The 16785-nt window shown below is 70.7% G+C and carries 13 protein-coding genes; 7 read left to right on the top strand and 6 right to left on the bottom strand.

The annotated features are described in order from the left end of the window. The first annotated feature begins 30 nt into the window (after nucleotides 1-30). Together AWQ71_RS26610 and AWQ71_RS26605 are read left to right on the top strand one after the other, a co-directional pair. The gene (locus AWQ71_RS26610) at nucleotides 31-4206 is read left to right on the top strand and encodes a HAMP domain-containing protein (protein ID WP_067137846.1); all 4176 of its coding nucleotides are present in this window, start codon (nucleotides 31-33) and stop codon (nucleotides 4204-4206) included. Between the two features lie 3 nt (nucleotides 4207-4209). Further along, nucleotides 4210-4842 (top strand): response regulator, encoded by a 633-nt coding sequence (locus tag AWQ71_RS26605; RefSeq protein ID WP_067137845.1) that lies wholly within the window; start codon nucleotides 4210-4212, stop codon nucleotides 4840-4842. A gap of 13 nt (nucleotides 4843-4855) precedes the next feature. Here AWQ71_RS26605 and AWQ71_RS26600 read toward each other — a convergent pair whose 3' ends face one another. Together AWQ71_RS26600 and AWQ71_RS26595 are read right to left on the bottom strand one after the other, a co-directional pair. Beyond that, nucleotides 4856-6352 carry an NYN domain-containing protein gene (locus AWQ71_RS26600; protein WP_067137843.1) on the bottom strand — a complete coding sequence of 499 codons (1497 nt, stop codon included), beginning with the start codon at nucleotides 6350-6352 and terminating at the stop codon, nucleotides 4856-4858. A 193-nt stretch (nucleotides 6353-6545) separates the two neighbouring features. Next, nucleotides 6546-9059, bottom strand: a complete 2514-nt coding sequence (locus AWQ71_RS26595; protein WP_169806632.1) for a zf-HC2 domain-containing protein — start codon at nucleotides 9057-9059, stop codon at nucleotides 6546-6548. A gap of 119 nt (nucleotides 9060-9178) precedes the next feature. Here AWQ71_RS26595 and pyrE point away from each other — a divergent pair, with 119 nt between their 5' ends. Then, on the top strand, nucleotides 9179-9715 hold the full coding sequence (gene pyrE / locus AWQ71_RS26590; protein WP_067137838.1) for an orotate phosphoribosyltransferase: 537 nt from the start codon (nucleotides 9179-9181) through the stop codon (nucleotides 9713-9715). On the opposite strand, the gene AWQ71_RS26585 is transcribed toward pyrE, so the two are convergent. Together AWQ71_RS26585 and AWQ71_RS26580 are read right to left on the bottom strand one after the other, a co-directional pair. Continuing rightward, nucleotides 9693-10103 (bottom strand): hypothetical protein, encoded by a 411-nt coding sequence (locus tag AWQ71_RS26585; protein ID WP_067137836.1) that lies wholly within the window; start codon nucleotides 10101-10103, stop codon nucleotides 9693-9695. The genes pyrE and AWQ71_RS26585 overlap by 23 nt on opposite strands. A gap of 102 nt (nucleotides 10104-10205) precedes the next feature. Beyond that, complete coding sequence (locus AWQ71_RS26580; protein ID WP_067137833.1) at nucleotides 10206-10889, bottom strand: DedA family protein; 684 nt, start codon at nucleotides 10887-10889, stop codon at nucleotides 10206-10208. A gap of 137 nt (nucleotides 10890-11026) precedes the next feature. On the opposite strand from AWQ71_RS26580, the gene fbaA reads away from it, so the two are divergent. From fbaA to AWQ71_RS26560, 4 genes are all read left to right on the top strand, one after another. Further along, a complete protein-coding gene (gene fbaA / locus AWQ71_RS26575) occupies nucleotides 11027-12049 on the top strand; it encodes a class II fructose-bisphosphate aldolase (RefSeq protein WP_067137831.1) in 1023 nt (340 codons plus the stop codon). Nucleotides 12050-12321: 272 nt separating this feature from the next. Beyond that, nucleotides 12322-12741 (top strand): DUF3151 domain-containing protein, encoded by a 420-nt coding sequence (locus tag AWQ71_RS26570; RefSeq protein ID WP_067137830.1) that lies wholly within the window; start codon nucleotides 12322-12324, stop codon nucleotides 12739-12741. A 151-nt stretch (nucleotides 12742-12892) separates the two neighbouring features. Beyond that, nucleotides 12893-14176, top strand: a complete 1284-nt coding sequence (locus tag AWQ71_RS26565) for an adenylosuccinate synthase (RefSeq protein WP_067137828.1) — start codon at nucleotides 12893-12895, stop codon at nucleotides 14174-14176. A 107-nt stretch (nucleotides 14177-14283) separates the two neighbouring features. Further along, nucleotides 14284-15210: a glycerophosphodiester phosphodiesterase family protein gene (locus AWQ71_RS26560; RefSeq protein WP_067137826.1), complete on the top strand. Its 927-nt coding sequence runs from the start codon at nucleotides 14284-14286 to the stop codon at nucleotides 15208-15210. A 35-nt stretch (nucleotides 15211-15245) separates the two neighbouring features. Here the strand turns inward: AWQ71_RS26560 and AWQ71_RS26555 are convergent, their stop codons facing one another. Further along, a complete protein-coding gene (locus tag AWQ71_RS26555; protein ID WP_067137824.1) occupies nucleotides 15246-15470 on the bottom strand; it encodes a ferredoxin in 225 nt (74 codons plus the stop codon). Between the two features lie 12 nt (nucleotides 15471-15482). Further along, nucleotides 15483-16682, bottom strand: a complete 1200-nt coding sequence (locus AWQ71_RS26550) for a cytochrome P450 (protein WP_067137823.1) — start codon at nucleotides 16680-16682, stop codon at nucleotides 15483-15485. Nucleotides 16683-16785 lie beyond the last annotated feature (103 nt).

Genomic DNA, 16785 nt, shown 5'->3' with positions numbered 1-16785 from the left:
CCGGAAAATCCCGCAGGGGAAGGAGGCTCGATGTCGCGCGCCAACGGTGAGGTCGCAGAATCGGAGATCCGCTACGCCGAATCCGACCTGAGGCCGCTGCTCGACACGCTCGTCTCATGGCGCGACGGCGACTTCCGCCGCCGCGTCCCGCATGCGGCCCCGGGGATCTTGAGTGAGATCACTCTCCTCCTCAACGAGATCGCCGACCGGCGCGAGCACCTCGCGAACGAGCTGTCCCGGGTCCGCCGCGAGGTCGTGCGCGAAGGCCAGTTCTCCGAGCGACTCATGCCGGGGCCGGGCACCGGGCAGTGGGCCGACAGCGTGGAGGCCGTCAACGACCTGCTCGACGCGCTGGTCACACCGGTCAGCGCCGCGGCGGACGTGATCGACGCCGTCGCCAAGGGCGACCTCTCCCGGCGCATCGACATCTCGCGGGCCGCCCGGGGCGAGGTGCGGCGGCTCGGCAAGGCCGTCAACGGCATGGTGGACCAGCTCGCGCTCTTCACGTCCGAGGTGACGCGGGTCACCAGGGACATCGGCACCGAGGGCAAGCTCGGCGGCCGGGCCAACCTGCGGGGCATGTCGGGGAGCTGGCGCGACCTGACCGAGGCGGTGAACACGATGTCCGGCCGCGTCTCGGCGCAGGTCCGCGACATCGCCGTCGTCACCACCGCGGTGGCTCGCGGCGACCTCAGCCGCAAGGTCACGGTCGACGCGGTCGGCGAGATGGACGAGCTGAAGAACACCGTGAACACGATGGTGGACCAGCTCTCGGCGTTCGCCGAGGAGGTCACCCGCGTCGCCCGCGAAGTCGGCACCGAAGGCCGACTCGGCGGCCAGGCCCAGGTCCGCGGCGTCTCCGGCGTCTGGAAGGACCTCACCGACAACGTCAACTTCATGGCGAACAACCTCACCTCACAGGTCCGCCAAATCGCCGCCGTCTCCACCGCCGTCGCCCAGGGCAACCTCTCCAAGAAGATCACCGTCGACGCGCAAGGCGAGATCCTGGAGCTGAAGGACACCCTCAACACGATGGTCGACCAGCTCTCCGCCTTCGCCGACGAGGTCACCCGCGTCGCCCGCGAAGTCGGCACCGAAGGCCGACTCGGCGGCCGCGCCGAGGTCAAGGGCGTCTCGGGCGTCTGGAAGGACCTCACCGACAACGTCAACTCGATGGCCAAGAACCTGACGTACCAGGTGCGGAACATCGCCCAGGTGACCACCGCCGTCGCGAACGGCGACCTCACCCGCAAGATCGACGTGGACGCCCAGGGCGAGATCCTGGAGCTGAAGAGCACCATGAACACGATGGTCGACCAGCTCTCCTCGTTCGCGGACGAGGTCACCCGCGTCGCCCGCGAAGTCGGCACCGAAGGCCGACTCGGCGGCCAGGCCCAGGTCCGCGGCGTCTCCGGCGTCTGGAAGGGCCTCACCGACAACGTCAACTTCATGGCGAACAACCTCACCTCACAGGTCCGCCAGATCGCCGCCGTCTCCACCGCCGTCGCCCAGGGCAACCTCTCCAGGAAGATCACCGTCGACGCCCAGGGCGAGATCCTGGAGCTGAAGGACACCATGAACACGATGGTGGACCAGCTCTCCGCCTTCGCCGACGAGGTCACCCGCGTCGCCCGCGAAGTCGGCACCGAAGGCCGACTCGGCGGCCAGGCCCGCGTCCTCGGCGTCTCCGGCGTCTGGCAAGACCTCACCGACAACGTCAACTCGATGGCGAACAACCTGACATACCAGGTGCGCGACATCGCCGAGGTGACCACCGCCGTCGCGAACGGCGACCTCACCCGCAAGATCGACGTGGACGCCCAGGGCGAGATCCTGGCGCTCAAGACGACGATCAACACGATGGTGGACCAGCTCTCCTCGTTCGCCTCCGAGGTCACCCGCGTCGCCCGCGAAGTCGGCTCCGAGGGCCGCCTCGGCGGCCAGGCGCGGGTCGAGGGCGTCGAGGGCATCTGGAAGGGCCTCACCGAGAACGTGAACGAGCTGGCCGGGCGCCTCACCACCCAGGTCCGCGCGATCGCCGCCGTCACCAGCGCGGTCGCCAGGGGCGACCTCACCCAGTCGATCACGGCGGAGGCCGAGGGCGAGCTGGCCGACCTGAAGGACAACATCAACACGATGGTGGGCAACCTGCGGCTCACCACGAACGCCAACCAGGAACAGGACTGGCTCAAGTCCAACCTGGCCAGGATCTCCCGCCTGATGCAGGGCCACCGCGACCTGATCGAGGTCGCCCGGCTGATCATGAGCGAGCTGACGCCGCTGGTGTCCGCCAGCCACGGCGCGTGCTACCTCATGGTGGACGGTGAGCTCACCCTGATCGCCGGGTACGGCATCCAGCCCGGGCCGAGCCCCCGGCAGCGGTTCACGCTCGGCGAGGGCATCGTGGGCCAGGCGGCCCTGGAGGCCCAGCAGATCATCCTGGAGAACGTCCCCGGCGACTACATCACGATCGAGACCGGGCTCAGCAAGTCCACCCCGGCCCAGATCGTGGTCCTGCCGATCCTGTTCGAGAGCCAGGTGCTCGGCGTCCTGGAAATGGCGTCGTTCAACCAGTTCAGCGAGGTGCACCTCGCGTTCCTGACCCAGCTCGTCGAGACCATCGGCGTCACGATCAACACGATCATCGCCAACTCGCGTACCGAGGACCTGCTCAAGGAGTCCCAGCGCCTCGCGATCGAGCTGCAGGAGCGCTCCGACGAGCTGCAGCGCCAGCAGGAGGAGCTGCGCCGCTCCAACGCGGAGTTGGAGGACAAGGCGGCGCTGCTGGCCAAGCAGAACCGCGCGATCGAGATCCAGAACTTCCAGATCGAGCAAGCCCGGCGCACCCTGGAGGAGCGGGCCGAGCAGCTCGCCGTCTCCTCGCGCTACAAGTCCGAGTTCCTCGCCAACATGTCGCACGAGCTGCGCACACCGCTGAACAGCCTGCTCGTGCTGGCCAAGCTCCTCACGGAGAACGCCGAGGGCAACCTCACCCCGCAGCAGGTCGAGTTCGCCCGGACCATCCACGGCGCCGGCTCGTCCCTCCTGCAGTTGATCAACGACATCCTCGACCTGTCCAAGGTCGAGGCCGGCCGCATGGACATCCACCCGCAGCAGCTGTCGCTGCCCCGGCTGGTCGACTACATGGAGGCCACTTTCGCCCCGCTCGCCCAGGACAAAGGACTGGCGTTCTCGGTCGAGGTCGACCCGACCGTGCCCGGCGAACTGCGCACCGACGAGCAGCGCATGCAGCAGGTCCTGCGCAACCTGCTCTCCAACGCGATCAAGTTCACGCCCAAGGGCGAGGTCAAGCTCAAGGTTAGCCACGCGCCCGTGAGCGTGCCGTACGTCGATGAGACACTCCAGGCGACGGACAACATCCTCGCCTTCTCGGTGATCGACTCCGGCATCGGCATCGCCCCGGACAAGCTTGAGGTGATCTTCGAGGCGTTCCGCCAGGCCGACGGCACCACCAGCCGCAAGTACGGCGGCACCGGGCTCGGCCTGTCCATCTGCCGGGAGATCGCCCGCCTCCTCGGCGGCGAGATCCACGTCGACAGCGAGCCGAGCCAGGGCAGCACCTTCACCCTCTACCTGCCCATGGCGTACTCCGGGCCGCTCGCGGCGCGCGACGGCGGCGCCACGACCAACGGCGCGCACGCCACCGATCTGGGCGACGATCTCATCGAGAGGGAGCGGGACGACGTCCTCCCCGAGATCCCGCTCCCGACCGACCTGCCGGTGCCCCAGCTCGCGCCGCTGATGAACGGCCAGGACTGGCAGGGCGAGGACCCGCTCAACGGAGCCAAGATCCTCATCGTGGACGACGACATCCGCAACGTGTTCGCGCTCACCAGCGTGCTGGAACGGCACGGCGCGACCGTCGTGTACGCCGAGAACGGCCGCGAGGGCATCGAGCAGCTCGAACGCAACGAGGACGTCGCCCTCGTCCTGATGGACATCATGATGCCGGAGATGGACGGCTGGGCCACCACCTCGGCCATCCGGCAGATGCCCCAGTTCGCCGACCTGCCCATCATCGCGCTGACCGCCAAGGTGATGCGCGGCGACCGGGAGAAGAGCATCGCCTCCGGAGCCTCCGACTACGTGCCCAAGCCGGTGGACGTCGACCGGCTGCTCGAACGCCTGCGCGGCTGGCTGATGCGCGGCCGTGAGGCCACCCCCGAAACCCGCGAAGGAACCTGATCGATGTCGGACCGCGCCAAGATCCTCCTCGTCGACGACCGCGAAGAGAATCTGATCGCCCTGGAGGCGATCCTCAGCTCGCTCGACCTGATCCCCGTCCGGGCCAGGTCGGGTGAAGAGGCGCTGAAGGCCCTGCTGGGCAACGAGTTCGCGCTCATCCTCCTCGACGTCCGGATGCCCGGGATGGACGGCTTCGAGACCGCCGCCCACATCAAGCGGCGCGAGCGCACCCGCAACATCCCGATCATCTTCCTGACCGTCGTGGACAGCGCCCCCGACTACGCCTTCCGCGGCTACGCCGCCGGAGCGGTCGACTACCTCACCAAGCCTTTCGACCCCTGGGTGCTGCGCGCCAAGGTCGCCGTCTTCGTCGAGCTCTACTACATGAACCAGCGCCTCACCGAGCAGGCCGCGCTCCTGCGCGACCGGGTGACCTCCGAGCTGTCCGAAGGAAACGGCGCCGGGCAGGGCGAGGTGCTGCCCGAGTTGTCCCGCCGGCTCAGCGCCGTCGAAGACGAGCTGACCCGGGTACGCGACCTGGTCGGGAAGACGGGCGACGGCCACCTCATCGGCCCCATGGCCGACCTCGCCGAACGCGTCGGCCGCCTCAGAGCCGGCTTCGACGCCCTGACCTGACCCGCCGAGCGACTTAGTGTCGCGCCCGCTCCAGGGCATCCCAGAAGCCGCGGCGGAGGGCTTGGCGTACTTCCTCGTGGAGGAGGAAGTCGATCGGGAGAGACGAGCCCTGGAGCAGCCGGGCCTCCAGGTCGGAGGGCATCCGGGGCTTGCGGGCCAGCACCGCCTCCAGCCACAGGACGGGGGCGTCACGGGCGACCGACTCGCCGAAGTCGAACCCCTCCTTGTGCGCCGACTGCACCGACTCCGTGAGCGTCGTCGCGTTGCCCGCGCTGTGCGACGCCACATGCGTGGGCTGCGGCCCCGTGTACGGCCCGAGCGGCACCGGACCGGGCGCCGGGTAGGCGCTCCCTGACGCGCCGGAATAGCTCCCTGAACTCCCCGAATGCTGGTTCTGCGCGGGTGCGGGCGCGGACGACGCGTGCTGCCCGGGCGGCGCCGAGATGGGCGCGGGAAGCGGCGGCGGCGTGGCCGGAGCGAGCGAGGAGATCTGCACCGGGGGCGAGCTCTGGGGCGGCGGCAAAGCCGGTGGCGCCGCCTGCGGCGCGGCGTGGGCGGGCGGAGGCGTCTGGGCCGGGCTCGGCATCGAGGTGGACGGCGCGGCGGGCGCGATCGAAGCGGGCGCGATCGAAGCGGGCGCGATCGAAGCGGGCGCGGAGATCGGAGCCCGCACGGGAAGCTGCGCGGGCTGCGGATCCGCCGTGTACGCGGCGAACGCGGGAAGGGCGGGCTGCGCGTGCGCGGCTCCCGGGGAAGGAGCGGACGCCGCACCGCCGCCGGACCCCGCGACGACGTTCCCACCGGAAGATGCGCCGTTCGGCGTGCTTCCGCTGTGGGAGCTCATCGTGCCGTTGGCGAAGCCCCCGCCCAGCGTGCCGTTACCGGAGGAGGCGCTCGTGAGCTGGCCGGAGCCGTTCTGCCAGGACTGGCCGTTCAGGGCCGGCGCCGGCCCGTTCCCCGGGGCGGAAGCCTGGTCGGCGTTCAGGGTGGCATACGGCCGGAGCTGGTCGCCGCCGACCTCGATGAGGTCGTCGCACTCCTGGCGCAGGGCGCGCGAGACCGCCCAGCCGCCCTCGACCCCGATGTGGATCACGGTCACCCTGACGCCGAGGTCCTGCGCGTCGCTGACGACCTGGGCCAGGTCCTCGTCGCCGCTGACCACCACGGCGTCGCAGACGGCGTTGTTGCGCGCGAGCGTCATCAGGTCGCGGTGCACCTGGGCGTCGACGCCCTCGCGGCGGCCGGGCCGGATCCGGGCCAGGCGGAGCTTGAGGCCGGGCAGGTCGGCCAGCGCGTCGTGATCGGTCGTGCGGCGGCCCTCCACCGTCGCCTCGTACCAGTAGCAGCGCAGCAGCGGGAGGCCGGTACGGTCCGTGCACAGACCGGTCAGCAGTTTCAGGAGGCCGGGGTAGTCCCAGGAGACGGACTCTCGGTGGCGGGTCCCGTGCGCGGCGAGCGCGCCGTCCGCCAGCAGGTAGCCGGCGTCAACGAACAACGCGCAGCGATCCACGCGACACCGCCCTTCTACGAGGCCATCTCAGGGTAATCAAGCCAGTGAGGCGACGTGGGTGAATCGACACGATTCAGGCCCCGCCGACACGATGGGGGTCTCGTGCGCCCCAGCCCCGATGCCGCGGCGTTCACGGAGACCGTACCAGTTTGTCCTTGCCTTGCCTTCCCCTCATTTCGCTATAGATCAGGCACTATGGGAGGGTCGGCACGCTGATCGCCGCCAGCCCGAAGAGCAGCGCGTCCTTCCTGGTCAGGACGGTGAGCACCGGGCTCTGACCACGCAGCGTCACCGCGTTGCGCCGCGGCCCGGCCTTCCCCGGCCAGCTCAGGACCTCCAGCCGGGCCTCCCGTCCCCCGGCCCCCAGCCCGCCGAGCGTGACGTTGAGCGGACGCCCGCCCCGCAGCAGCGACGCGGTCTCCAGCACCGCCGCCTGCCCGTACGGCTGCCGCGGATCGGAGGCGACCACGACCAGCGTCCATCCGGCCCGGCCCGCGGAACCGGCGGCACGGCCCGCGGAACCGGCGGCACGGGCCGCCCCCCGGCCGGCGGGCCCGCTCCGGCTCGGCGCCGGGGTGGCGGAGGAGCTCGCGGCGGTCCCGGAAGCGGCAGGGGAAGGAACGGCGCGCTTGGGAGAGGCGGGCGGAGAGACAGCCGGGACGGCGGCCCTGGGAGAGGGGGATCCGGAGGGCCGGAGCGCCTTCGCGGAGGCCGGTGCGACGATCCCGATGGACGGGTCCGCCACCCACCACACGCCGTTCGGGCCGGCGTCGCGCACGAGGCGCGTCACGTCGGCGAACGCGAGATAGCCGGTCCCCGGGGAAAACGACCGCCGGGTCAGCTCGGTGGCGCGCACCGTCACGTAGCGAGCCGATCGCGGCGCCCGGACCCGGACGACCCCGGCCGGGGAGCTCCCTTCCCTGCCCGCCGACCAGTACAGCCCTGCCCAGAGCACCCGGGCGCGGCTCGGCAGCGAGAGGCGGGCCGAGCCGGAGCTCCGTGTCGAGGGGTCGCCGTCGCGGTCGACGAGGACCTTCTCCGCGCAGCCGGACGTCTTCGAGGGGCAGGCCAGCAGGTCGCCGCCGGCCGCCTGGCCGGTCACGTGCCCGTCGGCGGCGAAGCGCGCGGTGGCCCCCGACGCGCTCACCCCCTTGGCCGACGTCGCCGCCGCCCGCAGCGTCCCGGCCCGCACGCGTACGGCGGGGCCGCGGTCGCGTGGCGCGTCCCCGGCCACGGTCACCGGCAGGAAGATCGAGGTGGCCTGGCCCGGCGCGAGCCCGTCGTGCGCGCACCGCGCCCCCGTCCCGCTCGTACGGCACGCCCACCCGCCGGACGCCTCCAGCGCGGCGGTCGAGCGCCCCTTGCCCGCCGGGGCCGCCGCCGGGGCGACCCCCCGGGGCAGGTCCACGGCCGCCTCCACCTCGGCGGAGGCGGCGTTCCCCGTGTTGCGCAGCCGTACCGCGACGATGCCGCGCCGGTCCCGCACGAGCGCGCCGACCGGCTCGACGGTCGCGGCGAGCCGGGCCGTCCGGGGGACGGGCGCCTGCGCCTGCTTCCTGGTCAGGGTCGGCCGCCCGGCCGCCGGAGTGGGGGTCGCCGCTCCCGAGGACGACCCGCCGCCGGCCGTCCGGGGACGCGCGGAGCCGGTGGCCGACGGAGCGGGCGACCGCCCCGGTGTGAACGGCAGGAGAGAGGAGGGCGCCGACGGGACGGACACGGGTGAGCGCGCGGGCGGCGAGGGCACCGGCTGCGGCTCGGAGCGCCCCTCGACGCCGGAGCCGTCCAGCCGGTCGTGGACGCCCTGGGCGGCGGGGTGCCGTCCGCCGGTGACTGTGCCGGCGAGGAGCAGGCCGCCACCGGCGGCGGCCATGGCCGCACCCGCGGCGGCGGCCCAGTACGCCGGCGGCACCCGCCGCAGCCGCCCCCACACGCCGCCGGCCCGCGGCCCGCCTCCCTCCGCCGCCCCGTTCAGCGCGGCGAGATACCCGGTGAGGAAAGGCCCGGCGATGAGGGGGCCGACGACGACCCGCAGCCCCTGGACGAGGTCGGACAGTTCGAGGAAGACCGTGCGGCAGCCGACGCAGTCGGCGACGTGGCCGTCCACCATGCGGGTCTCCCGCCGGCTCAGACCGCCCCGGACGTAGGCCCCCATCTTCTCCACCGTGGCGCGGCAGCCGGAAAGCGGCCCGGCGGCCAGGTGGATCTGCAGGAACGCCTGGCGCAGCCCCTCCCGCGCGCGGAACGCGAGCGCCGCGACGCCCTTCACCGACAGGCCGAGCATCGGGGCGATCTCCGCCGCCGCGCAGGTCTCCACCTCGGTGTGCCACAGCACCATGCGCCACCGCTCCGGCAGCGAGAAGTACGCCGCGGCGACCGGCGACCGCTCCGGCCCCATGTGCGCCGGGTCCACGTACGGGGCGCCGAGCTCGCCTTCGTCGCGCTGCCCGGCGGCGGTACGGCGCAGCGCGGTCAGGAGGTAGGGGCGGAAGGCCGACTCGGGGCCGCTCCCGCTCCTGATCGCGTTGAGCACGGCCGCGAACGTCTCGGAGAGGATCTCCTCAGCCTCGGCGTCGCCCTCGACCATCTGCCCGGCCAGGGCGCGGGCCGCGGTGACGTGGCGGTCGAAGAGGGCGGCGTAGGCCGACACGTTGCCGCCCCGCACCGCGTCCAGCAGTTCTGCATCGGTTTGCCGGTTTCCCGCACTCATTGTTACCTCACGATTACGCGGCGTCGTCCCGCACATGATTCCGCCGACCATGTGCCGGCTAAACCGATGTCGGGCCCTTACCTCCGGAGCGATGGCCGTGACCTCGTAGGCTGGGCGCCATGAACGACCGCGAGAAGCTGCTGGACGAGATCAAAAAGAAGGGGGTCGTGCACGGCAAGGTCGTGCTCTCCTCGGGCAAGGAGGCCGACTGGTACGTCGATCTCCGCCGCATCACGCTGGACGGCGTCGCGGCACCTCTCGTCGGGCGGGTGATGCTCGACCTGACCGAGGACCTCGGCTACGACGCGGTCGGCGGCCTGACGCTCGGCGCGGACCCCGTCGCGACCGCGATGCTGCACGCCGCCCACGCCCGCGGCCGGGTGCTCGACGCCTTCGTCGTACGGAAGGCGGGCAAGGCGCACGGCCTGCAGCGCCGCATCGAGGGGCCGGACGTGAAGGGGCGCCGCGTGCTCGCGGTGGAGGACACGACCACCACGGGCGGCTCCGTGCTGACGGCCGTGGAGGCGCTGCGCGAGGCGGGCGCCGAGGTGGTGGGCATCGCGACGATCGTCCACCGGGGCGGCGACGAGAACCTGGCCGCCACCGGCCTGCCGTACCGGTCGGCCTACGGCCTCACGGACCTGGGGCTCGCGTGACCTTGAACGACTGGCGTTCCCCGGCCTCGCCCGGGGGACGCTGGGTCCCGTTCTCCAGCACCGTGACGGTGCTCGCGTCGCCGAGGACCACGTCCAGCTCGGGTTCGAAGTAGGAGGCCTGCTCGCCTCTGGTCATGTCCCGGTCCATCAGCACGTCCCCGCCGGGGATACGGACGAACACCGGGCATCGGTCGGCGCTGCACACGATCTGCACGGTGGAGGTACGCGTCCCTGCGGGCGACGGCGTGCCGCCGGTGGCCGCGGGAGTGGCGGCGGCGCCGGCCTCGTCCGTACCGAGGGCCGTCATGAGCGACTTCGCTCCGACGGCGAGGAGTGCCAGCACGAGCAGGACCGCCAGGCCGATGAGTACCAGCCGGGCGATCCCCATCGGATCAGTCCTGTGGCGTCCCACATACCGGAGAGTAGCGGTTCCGCGAACAGGTCAACAGGACCCAAATGGGGATTTATCGCACTTTCGGCAAGTAAAAGGTCAGCGCCGGGCGTGGTGCTTGCCCCTCGGGGCGTCGGCGTTCCCGCCCTTCCGGTTCTTCAAGACCTCGCGGACGATCGGCACCAGCGACAGCACGACGATCACGAAAACACCCGGCAGGATGTACTTGTCGATGCCCTCGACCTTGGCGCCGAGGAAGTGGCCGAGCAGCAGCAGCGCCTCGACCCACACGACACCGCCCACCGCGTTCCACACGAAGAACCTGCGCGCGTCCATTTCCAGAACGCCGGCCACGGGGTTCATGAAGGTGCGCACGATCGGCATGAACCGCGCGGCGACCACCGCCTTGGCCGGGCCGAACTTCTGGAAGTAGAACTCAGCCTTTTCGACGTGCTCCTTTTTGAACAACCGAGAGTCGGGCTTGTCGAAAAGCTTGCGGCCGACTCGCGCGCCGATGAAATGGCCGAGCTGGGCGCCGAGGATCGCGGCCAGCGGCGTTCCGATGAGCAGCGTGGGCAGCGACAGGGGTTCGATGCCGAGTCCCTGGGCCGCCGCGGCCGAACTGAAGATCCCGGCCGCGACCAGCAGTGAGTCGCCGGGCAGAAAGAAACCGACGAGCAGCCCGGTCTCGGCAAAGATGATCGCGATGACGCCGACCGTCGCGAAGGCGCCGAGCATGGTCAGCCACCACTGCGGGTCAAGGAGGTTCAGGATCACGTCCACGCCCAGAGCTTACCGGTCCGATATGAGGCAAGACTGAAAGAAGACGGGCCGCGGACCGGAGCCTGCTTCACACATCGGTGGGCGCTTCGGGATACTTGCGACCGCCGGTAACTGTCTCAGAAGGAGATGAATTTCCGATGCCTATCGCGACTCCAGAGGTCTACGCCGAGATGCTCGACCGGGCCAAGGAGGGCGGCTTCGCCTACCCGGCGATCAACGTGACCTCGTCCCAGACCCTGAACGCTGCGCTGCGCGGCTTCGCCGAGGCGGAGAGCGACGGCATCATCCAGGTATCGACCGGCGGGGCGGAGTTCCTCTCCGGCGCGACGGTCAAGGACATGGTGACCGGCTCGGTCGCGCTGGCGGAGTACGCCCGCGTGGTGGCGGCGAAGTACCCGGTCACGGTGGCGCTGCACACGGACCACTGCCCGAAGGACAAGCTGGACGGCTTCATGCGGCCGCTGATCGAGATCTCTCGCGAGCGGGTCGCCCGGGGCGAGGAGCCGCTGTTCCAGTCCCACATGTGGGACGGCTCCGCCGTACCGCTGGAGGAGAACCTCGCCATCGCCTCCGAGCTGATCGACAAGTGCGCGGCGGCTCGAGTGATCATGGAGATGGAGATCGGCGTCGTCGGCGGCGAGGAGGACGGCGTCGTCGGCGAGATCAACGAGAAGCTGTACACCACGCCGCAGGACGCGATCGCCACCGCCGAGGCCGTCGGCCTGGGTGAGCGCGGCCGCTACCTGCTGGCCGCCACCTTCGGCAACGTGCACGGCGTCTACAAGCCGGGCCACGTCAAGCTGCGCCCGACCGTCCTGAAGGAGATCCAGGACGCCGTCGGCGCCAAGTTCGGCAAGGACAAGCCGTTCGACCTGGTCTTCCACGGCGGCTCCGGCTCGCTGCTGGAGGAGATCCACGAGGCCATCTCGTACGGCGTGGTGAAGATGAACATCGACACCGACACGCAGTACGCCTTCACGCGGCCGGTCGCGGACCACATGTTCCGCAACTACGACGGCGTGCTGAAGGTCGACGGAGAGGTCGGCAACAAGAAGGTCTACGACCCCCGCTCGTACGGCAAGGCCGCCGAGGCGGGCATGGCCGCGCGCGTCGCCGAGGCGTGCGCGCACCTCAAGTCGGCGGGCACCAAGCTCCGCTGATCCGGGGCCGGATGCCGGAAGGCGTCGCGCGAAGCGGGCGTGATCCGCTCCGCGCGGCGCCGCGCCGTTTCCGGACGTCTCACCCACGGCACCGCCCCTGTGACACCGCGTCTTCGCTGAACCCCCTCCACCGGGCCGTCTTCACTGTGCCTTCACTGCGCCGTCTCCAGTGAGCACGGAAAAGTCGCCGCGTCTTCGCGGTATGGAAAAGCGGCGCGGAAAGTAGATTCACCCCCGAATGAATCCGGCGATCCCCTCGTTAGAATCGATCGATGGAAACGCACGAAAACCTCCTGGCCGGTCCGCCGCCCACACTTCTCCCCGAGAACGCCGAGGCCCGGCAGATGCTGGAGTCCGGCGCCAAGGCGGCCGACGTGGCCGCGCGCTTCCCCTCCCACGCCGAGGCCTGGGCGGCGCTCGCCGACGACTACTTCACGGCCGGCCACGCCGTCACCTCGTACGCGTTCGCGCGCACGGGCTACCACCGCGGGCTCGACCAGCTCCGGCGAGCCGGGTGGAAGGGCCACGGCCCGGTCCCCTGGGAGCACGCCCCCAACCGCGGCTTCCTCCGCTGCCTGCACGCGCTGAGCCGCGCGGCGGGCGCCATCGGAGAGAAGGACGAGGCCGAGCGCTGCGCCCAGTTCCTGCGCGACAGCAGCGCCGAGGCCGCCCGCCTCCTCGCCGGCAACTGACCTGCCCGAGCCGGCGGAGCCGTACGCCGGGGGCGGGAACGCCCATACCCGCGGATCCCCTTTTCCGACCGGCTCAGGTAGTCTCAGGTTGCAAGAGGCCCCTGTCGTGCTTGCGTCAGGGGTTTTCGTTTTGTGGTGCAGGAGTCAGACCATGCCGGCTGTGGTTCTTGTAGGTGCCCAATGGGGCGATGAAGGCAAGGGAAAGGCCACCGACCTGCTCGGTGGTGACGTCCACTACGTCGTTCGCTACCAGGGTGGCAACAACGCGGGCCACACCGTGGTCATCGGCGATCAGAAATACGCCCTGCACCTGCTGCCCACGGGCGTGCTCTCCCCCGACGTCGTCCCGGTGATCGGCAATGGCGTCGTGGTGGACCCGGGCGTGCTGCTCAGCGAGATCGACGGTCTGGCCAAGCGCGGGATCAGCGCCGAGCGGCTGCTGATCTCGGCGAACGCCCACTTGATCATGCCGCACCACAAGGCCATCGACAAGGTCAGCGAGCGCTACCTCGGCAAGGCCAAGATCGGCACGACCGGCCGTGGCATCGGCCCGTCCTACGGCGACAAGATCTACCGCATGGGCATCCGCGTCCAGGACCTGCTCGACCCGGGCATCCTCCAGCAGAAGATCGAGATCTCGCTGGGCGACAAGAACCAGATCCTCACCAAGATCTACAACCGGCGCGGGCTCGACCCGGCCAAGGTGCTCGACGAGTACCTCGGGTACGCCGAGCGGCTCAAGCCGCACATCACCGACACGTCGCTGGTGCTGAGCAAGGCGCTGGACGAGGGCAAGGTCGTCCTCCTCGAAGGCGGCCAGGGCACTCTGCTGGACATCGACCACGGCACCTACCCGTTCGTGACCTCCTCGTCGCCGACCTCCGGCGGCGCGTGCGTCGGCTCGGGCATCCCGCCGTCGCGGCTCACCCGCGTCATCGGCATCCTCAAGGCGTACACCACGCGGGTCGGCTCCGGGCCGTTCCCGACCGAACTGACCGACGAGATGGGCGACTGGCTGCGCTCCACCGGCGGCGAGTACGGCGTGACCACGGGCCGCAACCGCCGCTGCGGCTGGTTCGACGCGGTGATCGCCCGGTACGCCACCCGGATCAACGGCGTGACCGACTTCTTCCTCACCAAGCTGGACGTGCTGTCCGGTCTGGAGCGGATCCCCGTCTGCGTCGCGTACGACGTGGACGGCGTGCGCCACGAGGAGATCCCCATGACGCAGACCGAGTTCCACCACGCCAAGCCGATCTACGAGGAGCTGCCCGGCTGGCAGGAGGACATCACCGGCGCCAAGACGTTCGAGGATCTGCCGCCCAAGGCGCAGGACTACGTCAAGGCCCTGGAGGAGATGAGCGGCGCCCCGATCTCGGCGATCGGCGTCGGTCCCGGCCGCACCCAGACCCTCCAGATCCGTCCGCTGATCTGAGCGGGCTTCCCCCATTTCGCGGGACTTCCCGGCGTTTTAGGGGGATGCGCGCCCGACGGGGTACGGGTGCACAGGGAGCGAAGTGCGACACAGTAGGGTTCGCCGTTGTGCATGGACACGTTGAAATACACGGCCATCGGGGGGCACGCGGGCTACGGCCCGAGAACACGCTCCCCGGGCTCGCCTTCGCGCTGGAACTCGGGGTCGACGCGCTGGAGTTCGACGTCGCCCTGAGTTCCGACGGTCAGATCGTGCTGACCCACGATCTGATCGTCTCGCCGGTGACCAGCGCGGACACCGGGATGGCCACTCCGGGCGACGAGATGTTCCCCTATGTCGGCAAGCCGATCGCCTCCCTGTCGCTCGCCCAGCTCAGGACGCTCGACGTCGGCATCCGGCTGCCGAAGCACCCCGACGACCCCTTCGCGCTCACCCAGGTCCCGCTGCCCGACACCCACATGCCCACGCTGGGCTCCGTGCTCGGTCTCGTCGACGCGTACGGCGCGGACGGGGTCAGGCTGCACGTCGAGCTGAAGTCCGACCCGGAGCGCCCCGAGCTGACGGCCGATCCCCGCGAGTTCACCGAGCTGGTGGTGGAGGAGCTCGACCGGCACGGCAGGCTCGGCAACGCCGCCCTGCTCAGCTTCGACTGGCGCATCCTGGAGGCCGCCCGGCCGCTGGTGGATCGCCGGTTCGCGCTGGTCGAGGAGGTCACGAAGGCTCCGGCCTGGATGAACGGCCTCGACCTGGCCGACTTCGACGGCGACCTGGCGGCCGCGGCCGAGGCGGTCGGGGCCACCACGCTCTCCCCCGACCGTGTGCTGGTCGACGACGCCCTGATGGCCGCCGCGTCGGATCGCGGCCTGCCCGTCGTCGTCTGGACGGTCAACGACCCCGACGAGGCGGCCAGGCTGCTCGACCTCGGCGTGGCCGGCCTCGTCACCGACTATCCGGACCGGATGCGGCGCCTGTGGGCCGCCCGCGGCCTCCCCCTGCCCGCGCCGATCCCCCCGCTCCGCACCGCCGTCGCCTAGACCTGGCAGGACTGCCGGCCCTGCGAACCGGCGCGTCAGGTATCGCTCTCGCCGTCGGCCCGGTCCCCCTCCGCGAGGGACAGGGCGCCGGACGGGCAGAGCTGCACCGCCCGCCGGACCGCGCCCGCCATCGACGCGGGCGGATCGGGATCGAGCAGCACGACGGTGCCGTCCTCCTCGCTCTGGTCGAAGACCTCGCCCAGGGCGAGGACACACATGCCCGCGCCGATGCAGCGACCGCTATCCGCGATGATCTTCATCGCTCCCCTCTCCTACCAGGTGACCGGCAACCGGTGCACCCCATAGATTGCCATGTCGGTCCGCATCGGGATCTCCTCGGCCGGGACGGCGAGGCGGAGGCCGGGGAACCGGCGCAGCAGGGCCGGATAGGCGATGCGCATCTCCGTCCTGGCGAGCTGCTGACCGAGGCACTGGTGGATGCCGTGACCGAAGGTCAGGTGCCCGCTCGCGGGCCGCGCGACGTCGAGCTGGTCGGGCTCGGGGAACCGTTCGGGGTCGCGGTTGGCGGCGGCCACCGAGATGGTCACCGACTCGCCCGCCCTGATGAGGCGACCGTCGATCTCGACGTCCTCCAGAGCGGCGCGCAGCGGGCCGATGTGGATGACGGTCAGATAGCGGAGCAGCTCCTCGACCGCGTGGTCCACCGCCTCGGGGTTGTCGCGCACCGCGGCGAGCTGCTCGGGGTTGCGCAGCAGGGCGAAGGTGCCGAGCCCCAGCATGTTGGCGGTCGTCTCGTGGCCCGCGATGAGAAGCAGGGTGGTGACGCCGGCGAGCTCCTCGTCGGTCAGGTCGGTTTCGGTGGCGAGCCCGCTGACCAGGTCGTCGTCCGGCTCGGCCCGCTTGCGCCGTACCAGGTCGTCGAGATAGTCGAGCAGGTCCTTCATCGCGGCCTCTATCTGCTCCACTGAGGAGTTCAGGCTGAGCAGCACCGCGGAGTCGCGTTGGAACTTCTCCCTGTCGGCGTACGGGACGCCGAGCAGCTCGCAGATCACGAGGGACGGGATCGGCAGCGCGAACGCCTGGACGAGGTCGGTGGGGGCGCCCGCGCGCTCCATGGCGTCGAGGTGGTCGCGGGTGATCTCCTCGATCCTCGGTTCGAGCCCCTTCATCCGGCGTACGGTGAACTGCCCGGCCAGCAGCCGCCGGTAGCGGGTGTGGTCCGGCGGGTCCAGCCGCAGGAAGAACCCGGGCCGCCTCAGCGTGTTGCGGAACTGCATGGCGCGCTGCGGCAACGGTGTGTGCAGCAACTCGATCCGCGTGCTGAACCTCGGGTCGGCGAGGATGGCGCGGGCGGCGGCGTAGCCGGTCACCAGCCAGCCCTGGTGGCCGTCGGGGTAGGCGAGCGGGCGGATGGGATCTTCGTCGCGCCACAGGCCGAGGGCGTCCGGCGGATCGAAGGGGCGTTCACGCGTGAGAGGGAGTGTCACCGGACGAGTCGTGGCCTCGGTCATGACGGGCTCCTTGTAGGAGAACGCGGTGGGAGAAGCGGTGGGAGTGCGGTGCGGAAATCGCTTTCACCGCTTCTCACAGAACAACATTTAATGCAAAGTTGCA

Origin of the sequence: Microtetraspora malaysiensis, assembly GCF_001528665.1 — a bacterium.
GTDB classification, from domain to species: domain Bacteria; phylum Actinomycetota; class Actinomycetes; order Streptosporangiales; family Streptosporangiaceae; genus Microtetraspora_A; species Microtetraspora_A malaysiensis.
This window is presented reverse-complemented; position numbering and strand designations above follow the sequence as displayed.